Source organism: Lysinibacillus sp. CTST325 (assembly GCF_054665055.1).
This window is the reverse complement of record NZ_BAAFHO010000003.1, coordinates 84,321-108,475: the sequence shown is the minus strand read 5'-3', so window position 1 is coordinate 108,475 and position 24,155 is coordinate 84,321. Positions and strand designations below refer to the sequence as shown.

Here is a 24,155-nt window from a genome sequence, read left to right as displayed (position 1 = left end):
GGAGATACAATGCTTCAAGAACCAGTAATTGCAACAATGATCATACTAGGGTTAATTGCACTAGGGGAAATTATTTCAGTTATTAGTAATGCTAGAGTACCAATGCTTTTTGTGGCAATGGTAGGTTATTTAGTCTTATTATGGCTAGGAATTTTTCCGCAAGATTTATTAGCTAACTCGACATTTTTAACAGTAGGAGCAGTGCTAGGGACAGCACCGATGTTAGTTCATATGGGAACGTTAATTCCGTTAAAAATGGTTCGCTCGCAATGGAGAGCAGTCATTATATCAGTGTTAGGTATGTTCTTTGCGTCACTCTTTATTTTAACAATTGTTACTTTCCTTTTTGACTATAAAACAGCTGTTGCTGGAACTGGGCCTTTAAATGGTGGAATTATTGCTGTTTTAATTACTTCAGAAGGATTGAAAGAGCTGGGGTTTGTCAGTTTACTTACAATTCCAGCTCTTATCATGGCGCTACAATCACTAATAGGCATTCCTATTGCAAGTCTTTTGTTACGAAAACATGCTGTGAAAATTCAAGAAAAAATCCAAAATGGCTCTTTTATTGCTTCCAATAATGACAGCTTTGAAGAGGGAGAAGAGAAATTAATCGTTCCTAAAAAATACCGAACGCAATTAGTTTTATTGTTTATGCTGTTTATTGGAGGTGCGATTGCAGTTGCTTTATCTAAAGTAACTGGTATTCCTTACAGCTTATGGGCCTTGGCAGTAGGTATGATTGGTCGCTTAGTGAATTTCTATCCTGAACGGGTAATGGAAAAAGCAAATGGTTTTAATATTGGGATGGCAGGGGTTATTTTCATGGTTATAGGGATGATGAACGATATTACATTTGATATGTTTATCGAACAGCTACCTGCAGTTGCCACTATTCTTATTGTAGGGGTACTAGGTATTCTTTTAGGCGGTTTTATAGGGGCAAAATTATTTAAATTGGATTATTTTCTAGGTATTCCAGTAGCGTTAACAGCTACATTTGGTTTTCCGGGAGACTACATCGTATGTGAGGAAGTAAGTAGAAGTATTGGCAAAACGGAGGATGAACAGAAAAAAATCTTCAGTGAAATTTTAACACCAATGTTAGTAGGTGGATTCACGACTGTCACTATTGGAAGTGTTGTTATTGCGAGTATTTTAATCAAAACCATATAAAATAAGTAACGATATTATAAGTATTGGATATATGGACTATCCAAAAGAGAAAATAGTATGCTTGAAGGTGCCTTCTAGCATACTATTTTTTGCTATTAAGAAGTTTATGAAGCCTATTTCTGCTCGCGAATGGGCGTATAGCCAAAATTACATTTATATAGAGGGAAATCGTATTCATGTAAGAACAATAGGATGGGCTGTAAAATCTATAATTCCTTTCGTTTGCTTGCTGCTGGTATTCCTAACTCCTCTCGATATTTGCTAATAGTACGTCTAGCCAAATGGATTTGAAAAGAGCTGGCAAGGCATTCAGTAATCTTTTGATCAGATAAAGGCTTTTGTTTATTTTCCATGGTGATTATATGTTTAATCAATTCTAAAATTGAAGTTTGAGAATGCTCTGTTTGAGTGCTTTCAATTTTAGAAGAAAATAGATCCTTCCATAAATACGTTCCAACAGGTGTTAGTATTATTTTATTCCGAATTGCTCGACTTACTGTTGACTCGTGCATATCGATTTGTGTTGCGACATCCCTTAGAGATAAAGGTTTTAAATAAGCTAACCCTTTGTAGAAAAATTGTTGTTGTTGCTGTAGAACTACTGCCATGATACGAATAATGGTTTGTCGGCGCCGCTGTAAACTATGGACGAGCCATTCATAATGCTTATAATGCTGTTTTACATATGCTTGTTCGGCTATGGGTAGTATAGATGCGACATTTCTATAGCTATCATGAAGCCGAATCGATGGCAGTGAGCGATCATTTAAGCTGAATTGTAATGTGCTATCTTCGATCACAACAACAATATCTGGTGTGACATAGTCTATATTATCTAATGAGTTCAAAGTGCAAGGTATTGGTGTTAGTTGCTGTAGCTGATTAATTAGTGCTAATAACTGTTCCTTAGAAAGTTTAAGAGATTTCATCAATTCAGGAAATTTACGTTCAGCTAATAGGAACAGCCCTTTTTGAATAAGTTGCTGTAAATCATAATTATTCTCTTCAATTTGCAGCAAAAGACATTCTTGCAGAGTACGTGCACCAATTCCCGGCGGACCGATTTGTTGCAAAAGCTGAATACCATAATAATGTTGTTCATCTGTAACAGTAGAAAGGTGTGTTGGAGAATAGCCTTTGTTATCTAACTGTTCAATAAGAAACAGTACAATTTGTAAATCTTCACCTGTAAAAGTGAGTGTAGCTAGTTGTAACAATTCTTCTCGGTAGTTTGGTTCTACAATTTTTGTATATAAATCATTCTCAATTGTTCGAAAGGGAGCAGGAGAATTTCCGAAAATACGCTCTTGAAATGATGGTGGTTGTAAGTCGATTAACGGATTCTCTAATTGCTGTTCATACAGAAATTGCTCAAGTTCAAGTGTTGAATATTGTAGTAATTCAATAGATTGCTGTAATTGAGGTGTCATCATTATTTTCTGCTGCTGCTGTTGCTGTAAAGTTATGTCCATCATGATCACTCCGTTTCTTGCTTTTAATTAGCATAACATAAAGGCGTGAATTTTCAGACAATAATACGGATAAATAATGTTAATGCGAAATAGTTTTGATTTAGTTATTTTGCTAACTTGATTCATGGCGTTCCATGCCGCTATTGTTTATAATAGGGAAATGGAAAAGACTAACGAGAAAGAAGGGATAGCTATGGCACGAGGTGTTTACATTCATATTCCTTTTTGTCATCAAATTTGTAACTATTGCGATTTCAATAAATTTTATTTTAAAAATCAACCAGTAGATGAATATATAGAAATGCTTGGCAAGGAGATGGAGCTTGCGACCAAAAAATATCCTGAGAGTTTTAAGCAAATCGAAACGATATTTCTTGGTGGCGGTACACCAACAGCACTATCACCTCAACAAATAGAAAGACTTCTTGAGCTTATTCGTACGTATATTCCGATGGACAGTGTGACAGAATTTACATCAGAGGCCAATCCGGACGAGCTATCGGAAGCAAAAATGCATGCATTGTTTGATGGTGGTGTAAATCGCTTAAGTATGGGTGTACAATCCTTTGATCAAGAGTTGTTAAAGAAAATTGGTCGTACTCATAGCAACAATCATGTTTATGAAACAATTACCTTGGCGAAAAAGGTAGGCTTCAGAAATATTAGTCTAGATTTAATGTACGGTTTGCCGGGTCAGACGATGGCACAGTGGAAGGATACCTTAGAAAAAGCGTTCGCTCTTGATATACCACATTATTCTGCCTATTCACTAATAGTGGAGCCAAAAACAATTTTTTATAATCAATACACAAAAGGTAAGCTCCATTTACCAACTGAAGATCTTGAAGCGGATATGTACGATATGCTAATGAGCCAGATGGATGCGCATGGGCTTCGACAATACGAAATTAGCAATTTTGCTCAATCTGGTTTCAGTTCTAAACATAATAAAATATACTGGGAAAACGATGAATATGCAGGATTTGGTGCAGGTGCTCATGGGTATCTAGCTGGTGTACGGTATTCAAATCATGGACCATTGAAAAAGTATATGGATGCAGTAAATGCAGGGGAACTACCAATTGTATATGAACATGTTGTAACAAAGAATGAGAAACGCGAAGAGCAAATGTTTTTAGGTTTGCGTAAAACGGAAGGAATTCTACACTCTATATATGAAGAAAAATTTAAAGAATCAATGCAGAGGGATTACTCACATGTTATTGAAAAGTTAGTTTCAGAAGGTCTTTTAGAACATGATACTAAAGGAATTCGTCTTACGCGAAATGGTCGTTTTGTAGGTAATGAAGTATTTCAACAATTTTTACTAGAAGATTGAGCGATATCGTTGACATAAAATGTAGGATTTGATAACTTAATAATAGTATTAGCACTCCTCTTAGTTGAGTGCTAACAGAGGTGATAATCATGCTAACAAATCGGCAATTACAAATATTGCAAGCTATTGTAGATGACTTTATTATGTTTGCACAGCCGGTAGGTTCTCGCCAAATCTCCAAAAAGAAAGAGATTACATTTAGTCCAGCCACAATTCGAAATGAAATGGCGGATTTAGAGGAATTAGGCTTCTTAGAAAAAACGCACACTTCCTCTGGTCGAGTGCCTTCGGAAAAGGGTTATAGATTTTATGTAGATCATTTGTTGAACCCACAAGGCATTAATTCAAGGGATATTCAGCAAATCCAATCAATTTTCAACGATCGTTTAGTAGAAGTAGAGCATATTATCCGAAAGTCAGCCAATATTTTATCAGAGCTGACATCGTATACATCGATTCTTTTAGGACCAGACGTTCAAAGACATCGTGTTAAACGGTTTTCAATTGTGCCACTCTCTATCGATACAGCAGTAGCGATTATCGTAACGAATAACGGACATGTTGAAAATCGCATGTTTAGTTTACCACCTAATTTTACCGCTTCTGATTTAGAGAAAATGGTTAATATCTTAAATGAACGACTAGTAGGTGTGTCATTAGAGGATATTCATAAAAAACTCGAAGCTGAAGTGCTAACAGTATTACAACAGCATGTTCGATCAGCGGATGATTTTATTCACGCTCTCGTGACAGCGACGATGCATAATTCGGAAAGTAAAATTTTCTATGGTGGTAAAACAAATATGTTCAACCAACCGGAATTCCACGATTTAAATAAAGTCCGTATGATTTTGGACTTAATGGAAACGACTAGCCAAGTGCAGTCACTCTTCCATCCTAATGAATCGGGCATTCAAATTCGTATTGGTTCAGAAAATAAACAACTAGAAATGGAAAACTGTAGTGTCATTACGACCACTTATTCTATTGGTGAAGATCAGCAAGGGGCTATAGCAATTATTGGTCCTACACGAATGGATTATAAGCGTGTTGTTGCTTTACTAGACGTAATACGTATGGATTTAACACAAGCCTTTACGAAGAATCGTAGTGATTGATAATGAGGAGGATTAAAGTGACGGAAACAACTGAAAACAAAGACCTTGTACAAGATGTACAAGATGAAAATGTAGTAGAAGAAACAGAAGTAGTAGAAGAACAAAAAGCTGAATTAACAATCGAAGAACAGTATGAAGCAAAGCTAGCTGAGTTACAAGCAAAGCTAGACGACGAGGAAAATCGTCATCTACGCTTACGTGCTGACTTCGATAATATTCGCCGCCGCAATCAGCTTGATCGTGAGGCTGCTGAAAAGTATCGCGCTCAGAGCTTACTGTCTGATTTACTGCCAGTAATCGATAATTTTGAGCGTGCCTTACAAGTTGAAGCGACTTCTGAAGAAACTGCTTCCATCGTGAAAGGTATTGAAATGGTGTACCGTTCTCTGATAGAAGCTACTGAGAAGGAAGGCTTACAGATTATTAAAGCTGAAGGTGAGCAATTTGATCCTAATGTTCACCAAGCTGTCATGCAGGAGCAAGATAGTGAAAAAGAGACGGGTGTTGTCTTACGCGAGCTTCAAAAAGGTTATATGTTAAAGGATCGCGTACTACGCCCAACAATGGTATCTGTAAACGAATAGACTTAGTACTATTTTGTTAATTACATTTAGTTAGAAAACGCATCATTTGCGTTTAAAAATAGGAGGAAATTTTTATGAGCAAAATTATCGGTATTGACTTAGGAACAACAAACTCTTGTGTTTCTGTACTTGAAGGCGGAGAACCAAAAGTAATTCCAAATCCAGAAGGAAACCGTACAACACCATCTGTTGTTGCGTTTAAAAATGGCGAACGTCAAGTTGGTGAAGTAGCAAAACGTCAATCAGTAACAAATCCTAACACAATCATTTCTATTAAATCTAAAATGGGTACATCTGAAAAAGTTAAAGTGGAAGATAAAGAATATACTCCACAAGAAGTTTCTGCAATGATTCTTCAATACTTAAAAGGCTATGCTGAAGACTACTTAGGTGAAAAAGTAACAAAAGCAGTTATTACTGTACCTGCTTACTTTAACGACGCTCAACGTCAAGCTACTAAAGATGCTGGTAAAATCGCAGGTTTAGAAGTAGAACGTATTATCAACGAACCAACAGCTGCTGCACTTGCTTATGGTTTAGACAAACAAGATACAGATCAAAAAGTATTAGTATTTGACCTTGGTGGCGGTACATTTGACGTATCTATTCTTGAATTAGGTGACGGTGTATTTGAAGTATTAGCAACAGCTGGTGATAACAAACTAGGTGGGGACGATTTCGACGATGCTATCATCGAATATCTTGTAGCAGAATTCAAAAAAGAAAACGGCATTGACCTTTCTAAAGATAAAATGGCTATGCAACGTCTAAAAGATGCGGCTGAAAAAGCGAAAAAAGACTTATCGGGTGTAACATCTACTCAAATTTCTTTACCATTCATCACTGCTGGTGAAGCAGGTCCATTGCACTTAGAAATTTCTTTAACTCGTGCAAAATTTGACGAAATTACATTACCATTAGTAAACCGTACAGTAGGTCCAGTACGTCAAGCGTTATCTGATGCAGGTCTTTCAACATCTGAAATTGACCAAGTAATCTTAGTTGGTGGTTCTACTCGTATTCCAGCTGTACAAGAAGCTGTACGTAAAGAAACTAATAAAGAGCCACACCGCGGTGTAAACCCTGACGAAGTTGTAGCGATGGGTGCTGCTGTTCAAGGTGGCGTATTAACTGGTGATGTGAAAGACGTAGTTCTACTTGACGTAACTCCACTTTCATTAGGTATCGAAACTATGGGTGGCGTATTCACAAAATTAATCGACCGTAACACTACGATCCCAACATCTAAATCACAAGTATTCTCAACTGCAGCTGACAACCAACCAGCAGTAGATATTCACGTATTACAAGGTGAACGCTCAATGGCAGCAGACAACAAAACATTAGGTCGCTTCCAATTATCGGATATTCCACCAGCACCTCGTGGTGTACCACAAATCGAAGTAACATTCGATATTGATAAAAATGGTATCGTATCTGTTAAAGCGAAAGACCTTGGTACAAACAAAGAACAAACAATTGTTATTCAATCTGATTCTGGTTTATCTGAGGATGAAATCGAGCGTATGGTAAAAGATGCTGAGGCAAATGCTGAGGCGGATACTAAACGTAAAGAGGAAGCAGATCTTCGCAACGAAGCTGACCAATTAGTGTTCCAAGTTGACAAAACAATTGCTGACTTAGGCGAACAAATAACAGAAGACGAGAAAAAATCTGTTGAAGATGCTCGTGATGAACTGAAAAAAGCGCTTGAAGCTGGCGAATTAGAAGGCATTAAATCTGCTAAAGAAAAACTAGAAGGTGTATTACAGCCATTAGTTATGAAAGTATATGAACAAGCTGCAGCAGCTGCTCAAGCAGCTCAAGGTGGCGATGCTGGTACAGATGCTGGCGCTGGTAAAAAAGATGATATCGTAGACGCTGACTTTGAAGAAGTAAAAGACGATAAATAATAGTAAGTAACACAGTTAAGTGAAGAAGCCAAAGACCGCTTGCGGCTTTGGCTTTTCTCTTTATCTTTTAGATATATCCTACTCACATTTAACTTTTTTCAGCAAGTGTGTTGGTAGCGAAAGCGAAGCGTCAGCTACAATTATGCAAAGGTATAATTGATTCGTCTAGTTACATAGGCTAACTGCGAGAAAAGTGAAAAACATGTGTGTAACATTTTTAATGAATATTTAATAATAAAAATAGAGGCAGTTTTTTTAACTGCGTGATACAATAGATTTTATGCAAAAAGAGCGGAGTGTGAATCATGGAGAAACGCGATTACTACGAGGTGCTTGGTTTAACGAAATCGGCTTCTAAAGATGAAATTAAAAAAGCATACCGTAAATTATCAAAACAATACCATCCTGACCTTAATAAAGAGCCAGGTGCTGATGAAAAATTCAAAGAAATCGCTGAAGCTTATGAAGTGTTAAGTGACGATCAGAAAAAAGCACGCTATGATCAATTTGGCCACGAGGATCCAAATGCAGGCTTTGGTGGTGGCTTCGGAGGCGGCGGCTTTGGCGGCTTCGAGGATATTTTCAGCTCATTCTTTGGTGGTGGCGGTCGTCGTCAGGACCCGAATGCACCGCGCAAAGGTGATGACCTTCAATATCGTATGAATATTACATTTGAGGAAGCGATTTTCGGGAAAGAAACAGAAATCGAAATTCCAAAAGATGAATTATGTGATACTTGCCACGGTTCAGGTGCAAAACCAGGTACTAACCCAGAAATATGTTCAACATGTCAAGGTGCAGGTCAAGTAAACCAAGCTGTAGATACACCTTTCGGCCGTGTGATGAATCGTCGTACTTGTTCAACATGTCAAGGTGCAGGTAAAATCATTAAAGAAAAATGCTCAACTTGTCGTGGAGAAGGAAAAGTTCAAAAACGTAAGAAAATCAAAGTTAACATTCCAGCAGGTGTTGATGATGGTCAGCAAATTCGTGTGTCTGGTCAAGGTGAGCCAGGTATAAATGGAGGACCAGCGGGGGATTTATATATTATGTTCCGCGTTCAAGGACATAAAGAGTTTGAACGTGATGGCGATGATATTTATTACGAACTAAAACTGACATTCCCACAAGCTGCTCTAGGTGATGAAATTGAAGTTCCAACGGTTCATGGAAAAGTAAAACTACGTATCCCAGCAGGCACACAGTCAGGTGCACAATTCCGTCTAAAAGACAAAGGTGTCAAAAATGTACATGGCTATGGTACAGGGAATCAATATGTAACAGTGAAAGTTATAACGCCAGAAAAATTAACTGAAAGACAAAAGCAATTACTACGTGAATTTGCGGAAATCAGTGGTGACATTCCTGAAGAGCAAGGAAGCTCACTATTCGATAAAATTAAGAAAAAATTCCAAGGTGAATAATTAGAGGAGCTGAAGAGCTACGTGAAGTGGTCAGAATTATCCATTCATACAAAAAATGAAGCGGTAGAAGCAATTTCGAATATTTTGCATGAAGCAGGGGCAAGTGGTGTGGTTATTGAGGATTCTGCAGAATTTGCGAAGCCACGAGAGGATCAGTATGGTGAAATTTATGCGCTAAATGAAGCGGATTTTCCGAGAGATGGTGTTATTGTTAAGGCTTACTTATCGGAGTCTAGTTTTTTAAATGAAACAGTCGAAGAAATTAAGGCAGCTATAACAAATCTAACGAACTTCAACATCGATATTGGTGAAAATGTTGTATCGATTGTGGAGGTTAACGAGGAAGACTGGGCAACAGCATGGAAGCAATACTATCATCCTGTAAAAATTTCTGAACGCTTTACAATTGTGCCAACATGGGAAGAATATGTACCAGTATCAACAGATGAATTAATTATTGAATTAGATCCTGGTATGGCTTTTGGTACAGGAACACACCCTACAACTGTTATGTGCTTACAAGGGCTTGAGAAGGTCGTAAATGAGGGCGATACGGTTATCGATATCGGGACGGGTTCAGGCGTTCTATCAATTGGTGCAGCCTTACTAGGAGCTAAAAGCGTACATGCACTTGATTTAGACGAAGTAGCTGTACGTTCAGCACAAGAAAATGCTGCATTAAACAAAGTAGATGATAAAGTATCTGTATTCCATGGAAATCTATTGGATACAGTTAAAGAACCAGCTGATGTCGTTGTGGCTAATATTTTAGCAGAAATTATTATGTCCTTTACTGACGATGCATTTTCAGTTGTTAAACCGGGTGGATTATATGTCACTTCAGGCATCATTGGCGCAAAACGTGATGATGTAAAAGCAGCACTTGAAGCTTCAGGGTTTGTAATCGAAGAAGTATTACTAATGGAAGATTGGGTAGCGATCATTGCCCGTCGACCACAATAAATTGATTGAGGAAGCGCCAAATCGTGAGCCGAGTGCTGGCGATTTGGCGTTTTCTCTTCTTGCTATAAAGGAGTATGGTGACATGCAACGTTATTTTATTAAGACGACTATTGAGGAAGCACGTATTAGCGGAGAGGATGCGCGACATATTGAACGAGTAATGCGTATGAAAGAAGGCGACAAAATCGTTGTAGTTGCACAAAATACCGCCCATATTTGTGAAATTGTAGCCTTTGAAGCAGATGAGGTACACGTCCAAACTACAGGTGGAATTATTCCTTCTCCCGAGTTACCTGTTCATGTAACAGTGGCATGTGGTTTGCCAAAGGGCGATAAACTAGAACTTATTACACAAAAGGCAACAGAACTTGGAATGTTTGCCTTATTGCCTTTTGAAGCAGAGCGTTCCATCGTTAAATGGGATAAAAAGAAAGGTGCCAAAAAGCAAGAGCGTCTACAAAAAATTGCAAAAGAAGCAGCTGAGCAATCCCATCGTACACATATCCCGGAAATTTATGAACCAATCTCTTTTAAACAGCTAGTAGAACAAGTTGACAATTTCGACGCCGTTTTTATAGCGGATGAAGAGGATGCAAAAGCGGAACAACGCACAAGATTTGCGGAGAAGTTAAAAAATGTGTATGACCAGAAGTCGAAATCAATACTTATTATCTTTGGTCCAGAAGGCGGCATTGCTAGAAAAGAAGCAGATGTTCTGCTTCAAGCCGGTGCTCAAACGATGTCATTAGGACCCCGAATTTTACGAGCAGAAACAGCGCCACTATATGCACTGTCTGCAATATCTTATGAATTTGAATGAAATAGGCATTTAGCCTTGTCAAAAGAGGCTTTTCAAACAATGGCTGTGCATGGGTAAAGTGCAATGTAATTACGTGTAAGTGCAGTCATTGCAAGGTTTGAAGGAATAGGCAAAAACCACAATCAATGACTGTTTTTTATTAATAATCCTAACAAAAAGAGCCGATTTGAATCGGCTTTTTTACATTGTCGTCCAAATAAACTCGTTAGAATAGGTTTGATTTTTTAGTAAAATTCCCATTTAAATATTGTAGTATTCTTACTTAAATGGGGTGGATATTCGCCCTATATTTGTGATTATTTCATAAATCATATTTTTCAAAATATAGGGCATTCACCTTTTTGTATAGTTTAGTTTCGTCGCTACAAACATACCGAATTTAGGGAGAAGCCGTTTTTTATTGTTTTATCTCTCGTGATGAACTTAAGTAAATATCTTAATCATTTATTTTTTTGTAATTGCTTCTATGATCTATTCTGCAACCTTTATTGCTACAGGACTATATACTAATTCATTTCCTGAATTATTTAGTATTCGTTTACTTGAAGTAGGTAAAATACCAATTACCGTTTCAATATTAGCTTTAGTTAATGGGGTTGGATTTGGCATTTTACATATATGGGAAAATAAATAAAATACGTATTATTGGAAAAAGTAAGTGAATAATTCAGCGATCTAACTGTAGCGTCCAGATGAGGTCCGAGTTTAAAGAAAAGCTTTAAAACACAACAATGCTCAACTCAAAAATCCCATTTCTATATATAAGTAAAAAAACTAGTATACAAGTCCATGTATAGTTTTAAGTGCTTCATATTCTAATATAGAGCGCTCCCTAATACTAAAAAATGAAAAGAGGGAATTTTTTGAGTGATCAATTAGATAATCAAGTGAATCAAGTCGAACCTTGTCCAGTAACATCAACAGAACAAATACCATTAACTAATGATACTACTCCATTAGTCGCAACACCGTTAACGACTCCAACTATTAAAATTCCAGTTGTACTTGCAGAACCAACACTTCAAATTGTTGTGGAGTCGGATATTACGCTTAGTCCTGCGGCAACTGAAATCAAAAGAGTGAAAAAAAATGTATTCCTGAATCAAGTGAAACTAGTACCGGTTGCTTTTGCACGTATTGCTGGCACTGACTTTTTTAGGGTAACAAGAGCTAAATTATTTGTAGCGGGACATATTCGCAAAAATATAGAATATGCTTCAGCAGCATGTAACGCGGCACTCCAAGATAGAATTGCCGATGTTCCGTTTTCTGGTTTTACAGATCTTACTTTCCCACAAACAACAGGAGGCCCTACTCCGATTTTAGGAATTTCCGAGTTTGCCGAAGTGAACTTCCTTAATGAAACTACGCAAATGGATGCTCGTTTGGATAAAGCATTCTTCCAAAATCTAGTTAAATACAATGAACAACCATTTGGCGAGTTAGTAGCTGCAAACTTCTTTGAACTTGATTTTTCACCGGTTATGGCAGCACCAGAAGGCACTTTCGACACATTACGTGAAAAAATCGTGCTAGAGCTTACTGTAAAAGTATTGCAAGTTCAACAAATTCGCCTTGGAGCTGGTTCTAATGTAATAATTCCTGTTTTTTCAGAATTGACTCCTCCACCTAGTCCAACTATTACACCTCCTCCTTCTAATCCTTGTTGTTAATCACGGTTTTTAGAGGAGCAAAACCGATAAGAAAGGGCATTTCGAGAGCACTGAAAAAATCTAAAATTTATGTTGGCAGTTGAGAGTTCGGTTAAATCGAACTTTCAACTGCTTTTGTATTAAAAGATGCTATTAAATAATCGAGTTGAAAACAAAATAGTGGATAGATAAAATTTTGGGTGCTATCGTCTCTCAAACACATGGATATCTTAATTGCTACCTGAGATTTGGAGAGTACTCTGTGACAAAAGTGGAAATAAAGCATAATATGGATTGTAATTATAAGTGCAAAACTTAGATCAAAATAAAAGTAGCTCATAGTGATGTTGTTTGACAATATTCGAAAAAAGGGGGCATTCATTAAAAGCTATACACATCTATCATCTATTCGAACAAAAATAGAAGAAAAAAGTGTTTAGCTGTTATCAAACATTAGAAAAAATGAAAATGGCAATTTTTTCACCAATCCCTATTCATCATAGCAACGTAACGTAAGTAAATGAAAACGGGTTACTTCATGAGTTTTTTCCCTGAAGAAAACGATTTTGAACATGTTTCTCTTATCGTAGGATTTTACGAATGAAATGTTGCACAATATTTTTCCAAAACATTATTTGGGAGTGAACTAATGCAAACTCCATGGATTAACTATAAAGAGATGAAAGAGATAAGTTCCAAACAAAAATATAATTGTCAAATTGAACCCATCGAAATGGATCAAGCAACGCAACAAAATTCTCCTTACTCCGATTTTATAAATGATCTCCTTGATATAGATAAAGAAAATGAAACTAGCCTTGCATCACATTTAGATTCCGATTGTGAACTACTCATTTCTTCTGAAACTAATGTAGGGGATGAAATGAATGATCCTCTTGATACAGACGATGTAGATGAAACCAAGCCTGTGGAAGAACAGAATTATGCATCTCATCTAGATTCCGATTGTGAACTACTCATCCCTTCTGAAACTAATGTAGGGGATGAAATGAATGATTCTCTTGATACAGAAGAAGCAGATGAAGCCAAGCCTGTGAAAGAACAGAATTTTGTAGCCCATCTAGATTCCGACCGTGAACTACTTATCCCTTTTGATAATGATCGCCTTTATTCAGAAGATACAGACGAAAACAAGCCTGTGGAAGAACAGAATTTTGTAGCCCATCTAGATTCCGATCGTGAACTACTTATTCCTTTTGAAACTAATGTAAGGGATGAAATGAATGATCTTCTAGATGCAGAAGATACAGATGAAACCAAGCCCATGGAAGAGCAGAATTTTGTAGCTTGTCTAGATTCCGATCGTGAACTACTCATTCCTTCTGAAACTAATATAGAGGATAAAATGAATGATCTCCTTAATATAGAAGATGCAGAAGAAACCAAGCCTGTGGAACAGGATTTTGCATCTCATCTAGATTCCGATCGTGAACTACTCATTCCTTCTGAAACTAATGTAGGGGATGAAATGAATGATCCCCTTGATTCAGAAGATGCAGAAGAAACCAAGCCTGTAGAAGAACAAGATTTTGCACCCCAACTAGACTCTAAACGTGATATTTGCAGTCCTTCTGAATCCGATATTGGAAAGAAAATAATATGTCTTATGGATACAGAAGAGATGGAGAATAACAATTTTACAGATCGTGTTAATGCATTTCCTGAGTCGGTACAAGGGAAAGTATATTCTAAAACCAAAAAAAGCCCATTCTCTACTCACGTAGAAATTGATAATTTTCTTCATGCTCCTATCTGTGGTGAGGCTGTTAAAAATACATTTGATTTTCTTGATCCAGACAATCATCTTACTCCGCAATTTGAAACCAAACTATTTAGTACTACAACGGATTATCCTGAACAACCTGATTGTCGGTTGGTTCACTCAAAAATTAATCAAATTATATTTTTAATGAAAACTGATACTTATGATAAAAATAATCAGAAGAGTAATCCGTCTAAATCAGTTGTAGTTCCCTTACATAACACACAATCAATTAATAAAGGAGAAACCAATCATCACTCTTACAGTTCCGATGACTTTTTGCACATTAGAGCTCCAGTTGTAATAGGAGAATATAAAATAGAAATATGTCTTGAAGAGAATACCGTATTCGAAAAAGGAATTGTGGGAGTTAAAGATATCTCGAACGAGGTAGTATTAACCAATTGTAGATTCGTTCCTACTCAGTTTTCTCAATCATTAGGTAATGGGACATGTTCAGCGTTGAGGGGGAATTTATTTATTGAAGGGTATATTCATCAGAGTATTAAATATACAGCCTCTCACATTGGGAATGCAGTACCTGCACAAAATGAGTCATTAATTCATTCAAATCAAATGTGTCAAAACATAGTATTAGAAATAATCATTCACTTGCTACAGGCACAGAAAATTCGAGTGCCAAAGATCTAAAGGATGGTTGAACTTTTATCTCTGCTCAAAAAACTCTTTTTTAAAAAAACTAGTGTAAATGTCCATGTATGGATTAATTCCCTACATATTCTAGCGATATGAGTAACCTCATAAAAAAAATGAAAAGAGGGAACATTTTGAGTGAACAATTAGATAGTCAAGTGAATCACGTTAGTAAGGCCGAACCTTGTCCGGTGGCATCAACTGAACAAATGCCATTAACTAGTGCTACTACCCCAGTAGTAGCTACACCGATTACGGCTCCAACTATTAAAGTTCCAGTGGTACTTTCAGAACCAACACTTCAAATCGTTGTGGAGTCGGATATTACGCTCACTCCTGCAGCAACTGAAATCAAAAGAGTGAAAAAAAATGTATTCTTAAATCAAGTTAAATTAGTACCGGTTGCTTTTACACGTATTGACAACACTGATTTTTTTGCGGTAACAAGAGCTAAGTTATTTGTAGCGGGACATATTCGCAAAAATATAGAATATGCTTCATCGGCATGTAATGGGGCGCTTCGTGATAGAATTGCCGATGTTCCATTTTCTGGTTTTACAGACCTTGCTTTCCCACAAACACCTGGAGGCCCTACTCCAATCTTAGGGATATCCGAGTTTGCCGAAGCGAATTTCCTTAATGAAAAAACGCAAATGGATGCTCGATTGGATAAGGCTTTCTTCCAAAATCTCGTTAAATACAATGAACAACCATTTGGCGAGTTAGTAGCTGCAAACTTCTTTGAACTTGATTTCTCACCAAAAATGGCAGCACCAGAAGGCACTTTCAGCACATTGCGTGAAAAGATTGTGCTGGAGCTTACTGTAAAAGTACTGCAAGTTCAACAAGTCCGCCTTGGAGCTGGCACTAATGTAATAACTCCTAATCTTTTCGGACTTACTCCTCCTACTAGTCCTTAATAATCTCTAGTTTTTAGAGGAGTAGAACAAAGAAAAAAGGCACTTTACTGCAAAAAAATGTAATAAAAAAATGAACCATATAATATTAATTATGCACTAATAAAAATCCAATATTTGAGTAGGCAGTTGAAAGTTAGGTTGAATCTAATTTTCGACTGCCTTTTTACAATTTTATAACCAAAGGAATTGATTTCTTTCGAGGGTTTATTGGGAGGAGCTAGAGGGTTGTAAAATGATGTGGGGATAACAGGTGTCTTAATTGAAATAAATGGAGCAAGAAGGATAAAAAGGATGTTTTTGATTTTAGTGGAACAGCCTTTTAACAAGCAGGTACTCGATACTATGGTGCTTGTTTTTTTATTCAAAAAATAAGCTTAGCCAAAAAGCTAGGCTCATTATCTTTATTTGTGCTATTATAAGACACGTTAATAATTTTATTTATTGTAGTGTACTCTTGAAAGGATGATATATATTATGAGTAACGAGCGACCGAAAATCGTGAGTTTCCATACTCTAGGTTGTAAAGTAAATCATTATGAAACAGAAGCAATTTGGCAACTATTTAAAGAAGAAGGTTATGAACGTACGGAGTTTGATCGTCAAGCAGACGTTTATGTCATTAATACATGTACAGTAACAAATACAGGGGATAAAAAATCACGTCAAGTTATCCGTCGAGCTATTCGTCAAAACCCTGACGCTGTCATTTGTGTAACAGGATGTTACGCTCAAACATCTCCAGCTGAAATTATGGCGATTCCTGGTGTTGACATTGTTGTAGGAACGCAGGATCGTACAAAATTACTTGGCTACATAGACCAATATCTTACTGAACGCCAACCAATTAATGCTGTACGCAACATTATGAAAAATCGTGTTTATGAGGAATTAGATGTGCCTGCATTTACAGACCGTACACGCGCGTCTTTAAAAATACAAGAAGGCTGTAATAACTTCTGTACGTTTTGTATTATTCCATGGGCACGTGGGCTAATGCGTTCTCGTGATCCTCAAGAAGTATTGAATCAAGCCCAACAACTAGTTGATGCGGGGTATCTTGAAATTGTTCTAACAGGTATTCATACAGGTGGCTATGGACAAGACTTAAAAGATTACAATTTAGCTCAGCTACTACGTGATTTAGAGGCAAATGTGAAAGGCTTAAAACGTCTTCGTATTTCATCGATTGAGGCAAGTCAATTAACAGATGAAGTGATTGAAGTTTTACGTGAATCAAAAATCGTTGTGAATCACTTACACATTCCAATCCAATCTGGCTCTGATACAGTTTTAAAACGTATGCGTCGTAAGTATACAATGGAGTTCTTCGGTGAACGCTTAACTAAACTACATGAAGCTTTACCAGACTTAGCTGTCACTTCTGACGTAATCGTAGGTTTCCCAGGAGAAACAGAGGAAGAGTTCATGGAAACATATAACTTTATACGTGATCATAAGTTTTCTGAATTACACGTATTCCCGTTCTCTCCACGGACAGGTACACCAGCAGCGCGCATGGAGGACCAAATTGACGAAGACATTAAAAACGAACGTGTTCACCGATTAATCGCATTAAATGACCAATTAGCAAAGGAATATGCTTCTCGCTTTGAAGATCAAGTACTAGAAGTAATTCCTGAAGAATTCGTGCATGATGGAAGCGAAGAAGAAGGGCTTTTAACGGGTTATACAGATAATTACTTAAAAGTAGTCTTTGAAGGTCCTGAAAGCCTAATCGGTCAGCTTGTGAAGGTGAAAGTTACTCAAGCTGGATATCCGCATTCTAAAGGGCAATTTGTTCGTGTTTTAGAAACTGTAAAATAAAATAGAGTAACTACGAAGAGAAACACCGTTCGAACTTTGGACGGTGTTTTACTTTATTTTTGATTAAAGATATCACGTATTTATTTTATAGGTACTCTTATAGAAATCGCCTAACTATAAAAGAAATTAGACGGCACCGTTAAAAAATGTTATGATGCGAAAGAGGTACGTACAACTTGTTGATAGAGGAGAGTTTAATAAAAATGGAACAAAATTTCGCGCGTATGATTGATCACACATTATTAAAGGCTGAAGCAACAAAAGAACAAATCGAAAAACTGTGTGCAGAGGCAAAACAATTTAACTTTGCTTCTGTTTGCGTAAATCCAACTTGGGTAAATTATAGCAGCGAGCTATTACAAGGCTCAGAGGTTTTAGTTTGCACAGTAATTGGCTTTCCTTTAGGCGCTAACACGCCAGCTGTTAAAGCATTTGAGGCGAAAGATGCGATTGCTAACGGTGCTAAAGAGGTAGACATGGTTATAAATATAGGTGCGTTAAAGGATAAAAACTATGACCTTGTTCAAGCAGATATTGCTGCAGTTGTTGAAGCGGCGAAAGGCAATGCACTTGTAAAAGTAATTATTGAATCTTGCCTTCTAACTGACGAAGAAAAAGTAAAAGCATGTGAGCTAGCTGTGGCAGCAGGTGCTGATTATGTGAAAACATCAACTGGTTTTTCTACTGGAGGCGCAACAGCAGAAGATATTGCATTAATGCGTAAAACAGTAGGTCCAGATTTAGGTGTAAAAGCCTCTGGTGGTGTACGAAGCTTAGAGGATATGAAAAAGATGATTGAGGCAGGAGCAACTCGTATTGGAGCAAGCTCTGGTGTTGCTATTATGAACGGATTAATTGCAGATTCTAATTATTAATAGTAATGGAAATCCTTATATAGTAAGGGATACGGGGCTGTTCTTCACGAACTAGCCCCCTTTTCATTGGAAATTTGATAATGTCCAACCTAGCTGAAAGAAGTTAAAGCCTCCGTGTTGCAGATAATGCTTGGGGCATGTTTACAACTTTTCTTAGATACCAGTTAGAGAAGCAAGGAAAAAAGTTGTTTAAAATAGACAGATGGTTTCCTTCCTCCAAAACTTGTTCCAATTGTGGTTAAGTAAAGGAGTCTCTATCTCTTTCGGATTGTACGTTCTACTGTGAGTGTGGGTTTGTAGCAGACAGAGACTGGAATGCTGCTATCAACTTCAAATATGAAGGAATGCGTTTATTAGCGTTAGCATAATAAAAAGAACTTTTGGAACAAGAGGGATAGTTGGCTACTAAAAGAAACGATGAGTTGAGAAGCTCCCACTTCAAAAACTGTTAGGTTTTAAGTGGTGGGTAGTTCACCTTATAGTAGATGATGTATTATGAAGAGTGATTGCAAAAATGTATAGGGAGTAATATTATAATCTTTATGGTTTATCATTAAGATTTTTATAAATATAAGAATCTTGATGATTGGATCATTTTACAAGAACATTGTATAGATACGAACCGAATTCTTACATAACTTAGTAACATCGATAACATAAAATATCGTAAAATTAACGTGTCAATCATTCGTTAACTACTATATTTTAATCTAAATTGCCTCTCAATTTTTTAACTTCTTTCAACAAGTGTTTTGTAGCGAAAGCGAAGCTTCAGCTACAAAAGTCTCCCACCTCTATAGGTGGTGAGATCATGGGATTAGTTACTTTTTAGCGGGTGTACAAACATCTGTTATTATGTCGAGGCATAATGGATTCATCATTCCGGTGTTTAATAAGCAAAAATGGGGTAATATATGATATTTGAAAAAGGTAACGAATTGTATTAAAAAAAGGAGAAACTATTCGTGGAATTCATAAGCAGTTTTATAAGTCAATATGGATATCTTGCTATATTTTTACTTTTATCTTTAGGGATAATTGGCTTACCCGTTCCCGATGAGATCTTAATGACGTTTGTGGGATTTATGTGTCAAGAGGGGCATTTAAACTATCTATTGAGTATACTTTTAAGTTTTCTTGGCTCATCTACTGGTATGATCATTAGCTATTTAATTGGTAATAAATTAGGGAAACCTATAATATTAAAATATGGAAAATGGATTGGTCTCAATGATAAACGGTTTATTAAAGTTGAACGATGGTTTCATCGTTTTGGACCATGGACAATAATTATAGGATATTATGTTCCGGGTATTAGACATGTAACAAGTTATATGTCTGGAATAACCCAGATGAGCTTTAGGACTTATCTTGCTTTCGCTTGTTTTGGAGCGTTGACATGGGTAATTATTTTTATTTCTATAGGATATTTTCTTGGTGTAACTATATAAAAATGCATAAAAATAGGTACAAAATACAGCTCGCGTTTTCAAAATGCGAGCTACTTTTGTGTTCTTAGTACATGAGTGTTACCAATCTTGTTATGTGACTTCCCCCTGATCATAACACTACTCTGAATAAAAATTTTACATACCTCATATACTCCACTGATGTAATTGATTACAGAAGGGAGGATGCAATGTTTACTCAATATAAATATTGGAAGCCTTATATTAGCCCATTCGATCCATGTCCACCAATAAGGGTTAAAAGTTTTTCTACACCGCCCCAATTGTATATGAGTTTTCAACCACCTGGGCTACCACAATATCAAACTCCTCAAGAAGCTCTCAGATCCGGCACATTATGGCCTCAATTATTTAGCCCCTATCCAAATCCCCAAGAAGGAGGGATGAAGAATGAGTAAAGAGATGCCACCAGAATTTTATAAGCTACTTGAAGAAATACAAGCCATTGATTTTGTAATAGTGGAATTAAATCTTTATTTAGATACTCATCCTCACGATTATGATGCTATCCGGCAATTTAATGAAAACACTGAAATAAGTATGCGACTTAAGGTTGCATTTGAGCAAAAATTTGGTCCGCTTATGAATTTTGGGAGAAGTTATTCAAATTATCCTTTTAATTGGGTAGATACACCTTGGCCATGGCAAGTTTAACTTCTATCAGCACATGTTTTGGTAGCGTTCCGGATGCAATTATGCCGCGGCATAATTGATTTTGAGTAACTAGGAGGAATTTTTTTGTGGTATTACGAAAAGAAGCTCCAGTATCCAGTAAGGGTGAGTACGTGTAACCCAATGCTAGCTAAGTATTTAATTGAGCAGTATGGTGGTGCAGATGGAGAATTAGCAGCAGCACTTCGATATATGAATCAGCGCTATACTATTCCTGATAAAGTGGTTGGTTTGTTGACAGATATAGCTACAGAGGAATTTTCTCACTTAGAAATGATTGCCACGATGGTTTATAAACTTACGAAGGATGCCACTCCAGAGATGCTTAAAGAGGCAGGTCTTGGAGAACATTATGCCAATCATGACAGGGCATTATTTTATCAGAATGCAGCTGGATCACCGTTTACGGCAACTTATATTCAGGCTAAAGGGGATCCGATTGCTGATTTGTATGAGGATATTGCAGCTGAAGAAAAGGCACGAGCGACATATCAGTGGATTATTGATTTATCAGATGACACTGATTTGAATGATAGCTTGAAATTTTTACGCGAACGAGAAATCGTCCATTCTCTACGTTTCAGAGAGGCGGTAGAGATTTTAAAAGACGATAGGGATAGCAAGAAAGTTTTTTAATTTCTTTCAGCCATTATTTTTTGTAGTGAAAGCAAAGCGTCAGCGGCAATTATACCGAGGTATATTTGATAAAATATAGCAGGCTGTTACAAAGGGAAATTGCCTTTTGATGCAGCCTTTTTTAATTGATTCCTTTTTCTATTCAATATTTGAAAATACAGTGAGATCCTTTCTATGCCCAATCATAACTAATATATCTTTTTCCTTAATAATCTCATCTGGAGAGGGTGAAATGGTAATATTACCCTCTCGAACTATGGCGATAACACTGACATTATATTTAGCTCGAATGTCTAAATCACGTAGATTGTGACCAGCCATTTTAGAAGGAATCATAATTTCTTCTATACTGTATTCTTTTGACAATTCAATGTAATTTAGCATATTCGGTGAAAGTAGCTGATTGGCTACACGTTCCCCCATATCTCTCTCAGGGTAAATAACCCATTGAGCACCCACTTTATCTAAAACTTGTCCATGTCTTTTTCCAAGAGCCTTTGCGATTATTTTTTTGATACCAAGCTCCTTTAATAAGGAGACAGTTAAAATACTTGATTGCATATCAATACCTATAGCAACAATGACACAATCGAAATTTCTTATCCCAATGGAGTTAAGCGCTTTTTCTTCTGTCGTATCAGCAACTACTGCATGTGTAACATATTGTTCGGCATCTTCGACTCTTTCCTCGTTAATATCGATTCCTAAAACTTCATGTCCAGCTTCATGCAATTTGCGGGCTACGCTTACTCCAAACCTACCAAGACCTATAACAGCATATTGTTTGATAGTCATTGTACTCATCGCTCCTTTATCATGGTTACCCGATCATAATATTTCCTTTTGGATGACGGAAAGCCTCTTTTTTTCGTCGATTTGTAATGGCAAAAGCAATAGTTAAAGGGCCTAATCTTCCGATAAACATAGTTAATATAATAAGAAGACGGCCACCAGTTGATAGCTCGGGAGTTAGCCCCATTGAAAGTCCAGCGGTTCCAAATGCAGAAGTAGCCTCAAATAAATACATCATAAAACTATGACGTTGTTCAATAATACTTAAGACAATGGTAACAAGTACGACAATCATCATCCCACACATTGTGACTGTTAATGCTTTTAAAATTGTTTCATGAACGATTCTACGTCTAAAAAGCACAACATCTTCTTGCCCTTTTAATTGAGACCACATCGTAGCAACTAAAACAGCAAAAGTCGTTATTTTAATACCACCAGCAGTTGATCCTGAACCGCCTCCGATGAACATTAGCCAAATTATTAAAAATAATGTTGAATGTGTTAAATCACTAATAGGAAGGGTATTAGAGCCAGCAGTTCTTGGTGTAACTGCTTGGTATAATGAACCAAGAATTTTGCCCCATCCAGACAGTTGCCCAAGAGTTTTACTATTTCCGTATTCAAATAAGAAAATTAAAAATGTCGAGCCGACTGTTAAAATAAGCGTTGTAGTTAATACAATTTTTGTGTGCACTGAAAGTCGTTTCGTTTCACGGTATTCATATAGTTCATTTATAACAATAAACCCTAAGCCTCCAATCGTAATAAGTGCACAAATAGTTATTACGACGAAAGGATCGTCTACGTACTCTGTTAAGCTCTTAAAGCCACCCATCAAATCAAACCCTGCATTATTAAAATTCGATATGGCGTGGAAAAATCCGAAATAAATGGCTTTACCTACAGGCATATCGAACGAAAAACGAATAGATAAAATGAAGCCACCTATAAATTCAATCAGTGCGGTAAATAACAGTATCCTTTTAACCAATTTAACTAGACCAGCAATTGTAACGTTATTAAATGCCTCCTTTAACAAAAGCCTTTCTTTTAAAGAAATCTTTTTTCCTAGTAGCAAAAATAAAAACGTCGCGAACGTCATAAAGCCCAATCCGCCAATTTGGATAAGAAGAAGAATAACTAGTTCTCCAAATATCGAAAATGTATCACCGGTATCTACAACAACCAGTCCAGTAACACAGGTAGCTGAGGTAGCGGTAAATAAAGCATCTAAAAATGAAAGACCTTTACCATCGACAGTTGCAATGGGGAGCATTAACAAAAATGTTCCGATTAAAATGATGACGGCAAAGCCTAGCACTAGTATTTTTGGAGGATTTAATTTATTTTTAAATGTTTTCATTTTTTCTCCTCAATGAACCAATAATTAAAAACTATGTGTGTTTATTGTTGTCCAAAAGCAAGCTGAAAATTCTTAAGTTAATAAAACCAAAAATTCATTGGATTAATTCGTATACTTTCTATTGACCATTTTTAGACAATACGTTATAATTCTTTAGTACACAACAGTTGGTTATTTGCCTATTTGTGTATTGACGTGTGTTCGGAGGGAGGGAAAGAGAGATGTCAAAAACTGTCGTTCGCAAAAACGAATCGCTTGAAGATGCTCTTCGCCGCTTCAAACGTACTGTATCAAAAAGTGGTACAATTCAAGAAGTTAGAAAGCGCGAGTTCTACGAAAAACCTAGCGTTAAACGTAAAAAGAAATCAGAAGCTGCACGTAAACGTAAGTGGTAATTTAATTTCCCATTAAAAATCCCTACGTTCATAACACGCAATTGTATGATTCACTGAGCAGACAAAGATATACCTGGAATTAATCGCATGTCGGTTAATTTCAGGTATTTTACTTTAAGCTCTCAAATTTACGTACATATTGAAGAAGCCGAATGTGATCCCTGAGATTCATTCGGCTTTTATGTTATATACTGATTGTATAAATACGTTTATTAAACGAAAAATAAAAAATCACTGTATAATAAAATTATTAGGATTTATGAAACTTTTTGCATAGTCAGTCGTATATACAGGAGAGAAGCATGATT

Annotated in this window: 21 protein-coding genes and 1 pseudogene; 19 read left to right on the top strand and 3 right to left on the bottom strand. The window is 36.7% G+C overall.

The genetic code is table 11. From position 1 onward, the window contains the following. The first annotated feature begins 9 nt into the window (after positions 1–9). Complete coding sequence (locus tag ACYQ73_RS10285; RefSeq protein ID WP_460012414.1) at positions 10–1,176, top strand: hypothetical protein; 1,167 nt, start codon at positions 10–12, stop codon at positions 1,174–1,176. Between the two features lie 206 nt (positions 1,177–1,382). Here ACYQ73_RS10285 and rpoN read toward each other — a convergent pair whose 3' ends face one another. Then, positions 1,383–2,648: an RNA polymerase factor sigma-54 gene (gene rpoN, locus ACYQ73_RS10280; protein ID WP_460012413.1), complete on the bottom strand. Its 1,266-nt coding sequence runs from the start codon at positions 2,646–2,648 to the stop codon at positions 1,383–1,385. A 193-nt stretch (positions 2,649–2,841) separates the two neighbouring features. Here rpoN and hemW point away from each other — a divergent pair, with 193 nt between their 5' ends. The 17 genes and pseudogenes from hemW (at position 2,842) to ACYQ73_RS10195 (ending at position 21,294) form a co-directional block, all read left to right on the top strand. Beyond that, positions 2,842–3,987, top strand: a complete 1,146-nt coding sequence (gene hemW, locus ACYQ73_RS10275) for a radical SAM family heme chaperone HemW (protein ID WP_460012651.1) — start codon at positions 2,842–2,844, stop codon at positions 3,985–3,987. An 89-nt stretch (positions 3,988–4,076) separates the two neighbouring features. After that, positions 4,077–5,105, top strand: coding sequence for a heat-inducible transcriptional repressor HrcA (hrcA, locus tag ACYQ73_RS10270; RefSeq protein WP_460012412.1), 1,029 nt, complete (start codon positions 4,077–4,079; stop codon positions 5,103–5,105). A gap of 2 nt (positions 5,106–5,107) precedes the next feature. Continuing rightward, the gene (gene grpE / locus ACYQ73_RS10265; RefSeq protein ID WP_460012411.1) at positions 5,108–5,689 is read left to right on the top strand and encodes a nucleotide exchange factor GrpE; all 582 of its coding nucleotides are present in this window, start codon (positions 5,108–5,110) and stop codon (positions 5,687–5,689) included. Positions 5,690–5,763: 74 nt separating this feature from the next. Then, a complete protein-coding gene (dnaK, locus tag ACYQ73_RS10260) occupies positions 5,764–7,602 on the top strand; it encodes a molecular chaperone DnaK (protein ID WP_460012410.1) in 1,839 nt (612 codons plus the stop codon). Between the two features lie 305 nt (positions 7,603–7,907). Then, positions 7,908–9,026 (top strand): molecular chaperone DnaJ, encoded by a 1,119-nt coding sequence (gene dnaJ, locus ACYQ73_RS10255; RefSeq protein ID WP_460012409.1) that lies wholly within the window; start codon positions 7,908–7,910, stop codon positions 9,024–9,026. A gap of 21 nt (positions 9,027–9,047) precedes the next feature. Further along, complete coding sequence (gene prmA / locus ACYQ73_RS10250; protein ID WP_460012408.1) at positions 9,048–9,989, top strand: 50S ribosomal protein L11 methyltransferase; 942 nt, start codon at positions 9,048–9,050, stop codon at positions 9,987–9,989. A gap of 82 nt (positions 9,990–10,071) precedes the next feature. Beyond that, entirely contained in the window at positions 10,072–10,809 is a 738-nt protein-coding gene (locus tag ACYQ73_RS10245; protein WP_460012650.1) for a 16S rRNA (uracil(1498)-N(3))-methyltransferase, read from the top strand. Positions 10,810–11,672: 863 nt separating this feature from the next. After that, entirely contained in the window at positions 11,673–12,482 is an 810-nt protein-coding gene (locus ACYQ73_RS10240; RefSeq protein ID WP_460012407.1) for a CsxC family protein, read from the top strand. A 628-nt stretch (positions 12,483–13,110) separates the two neighbouring features. After that, a complete protein-coding gene (locus tag ACYQ73_RS10235; RefSeq protein ID WP_460012406.1) occupies positions 13,111–14,895 on the top strand; it encodes a BC_2427 family protein in 1,785 nt (594 codons plus the stop codon). 137 nt (positions 14,896–15,032) lie between these two features. Then, on the top strand, positions 15,033–15,818 hold the full coding sequence (locus ACYQ73_RS10230; RefSeq protein ID WP_460012405.1) for a CsxC family protein: 786 nt from the start codon (positions 15,033–15,035) through the stop codon (positions 15,816–15,818). A gap of 474 nt (positions 15,819–16,292) precedes the next feature. Next, the gene (gene mtaB / locus ACYQ73_RS10225; protein WP_460012404.1) at positions 16,293–17,642 is read left to right on the top strand and encodes a tRNA (N(6)-L-threonylcarbamoyladenosine(37)-C(2))-methylthiotransferase MtaB; all 1,350 of its coding nucleotides are present in this window, start codon (positions 16,293–16,295) and stop codon (positions 17,640–17,642) included. Positions 17,643–17,845: 203 nt separating this feature from the next. Continuing rightward, complete coding sequence (gene deoC / locus ACYQ73_RS10220; RefSeq protein WP_132356836.1) at positions 17,846–18,517, top strand: deoxyribose-phosphate aldolase; 672 nt, start codon at positions 17,846–17,848, stop codon at positions 18,515–18,517. A gap of 116 nt (positions 18,518–18,633) precedes the next feature. Further along, a pseudogene (locus ACYQ73_RS10215) lies at positions 18,634–18,885 on the top strand (zinc ribbon domain-containing protein); the annotation flags it as partial. Positions 18,886–19,482: 597 nt separating this feature from the next. Further along, positions 19,483–19,968 (top strand): DedA family protein, encoded by a 486-nt coding sequence (locus ACYQ73_RS10210; protein ID WP_460012403.1) that lies wholly within the window; start codon positions 19,483–19,485, stop codon positions 19,966–19,968. 188 nt (positions 19,969–20,156) lie between these two features. Then, entirely contained in the window at positions 20,157–20,384 is a 228-nt protein-coding gene (locus ACYQ73_RS10205) for a spore coat associated protein CotJA (protein ID WP_460012402.1), read from the top strand. Beyond that, positions 20,377–20,640 (top strand): spore coat protein CotJB, encoded by a 264-nt coding sequence (locus ACYQ73_RS10200; RefSeq protein ID WP_460012401.1) that lies wholly within the window; start codon positions 20,377–20,379, stop codon positions 20,638–20,640. The genes ACYQ73_RS10205 and ACYQ73_RS10200 overlap by 8 nt, the downstream gene beginning before the upstream one ends. Before the next feature lie 84 nt (positions 20,641–20,724). Continuing rightward, positions 20,725–21,294 (top strand): manganese catalase family protein, encoded by a 570-nt coding sequence (locus ACYQ73_RS10195; RefSeq protein ID WP_053484665.1) that lies wholly within the window; start codon positions 20,725–20,727, stop codon positions 21,292–21,294. 138 nt (positions 21,295–21,432) lie between these two features. Here ACYQ73_RS10195 and ACYQ73_RS10190 read toward each other — a convergent pair whose 3' ends face one another. Both ACYQ73_RS10190 and ACYQ73_RS10185 read right to left on the bottom strand, forming a co-directional pair. Next, positions 21,433–22,089, bottom strand: a complete 657-nt coding sequence (locus ACYQ73_RS10190; RefSeq protein WP_460012400.1) for a potassium channel family protein — start codon at positions 22,087–22,089, stop codon at positions 21,433–21,435. A 25-nt stretch (positions 22,090–22,114) separates the two neighbouring features. Beyond that, positions 22,115–23,452, bottom strand: a complete 1,338-nt coding sequence (locus ACYQ73_RS10185) for a TrkH family potassium uptake protein (RefSeq protein WP_460012399.1) — start codon at positions 23,450–23,452, stop codon at positions 22,115–22,117. Positions 23,453–23,673: 221 nt separating this feature from the next. On the opposite strand from ACYQ73_RS10185, the gene rpsU reads away from it, so the two are divergent. Next, positions 23,674–23,847 (top strand): 30S ribosomal protein S21, encoded by a 174-nt coding sequence (rpsU, locus tag ACYQ73_RS10180; RefSeq protein ID WP_004227078.1) that lies wholly within the window; start codon positions 23,674–23,676, stop codon positions 23,845–23,847. Positions 23,848–24,155: the final 308 nt, after the last annotated feature.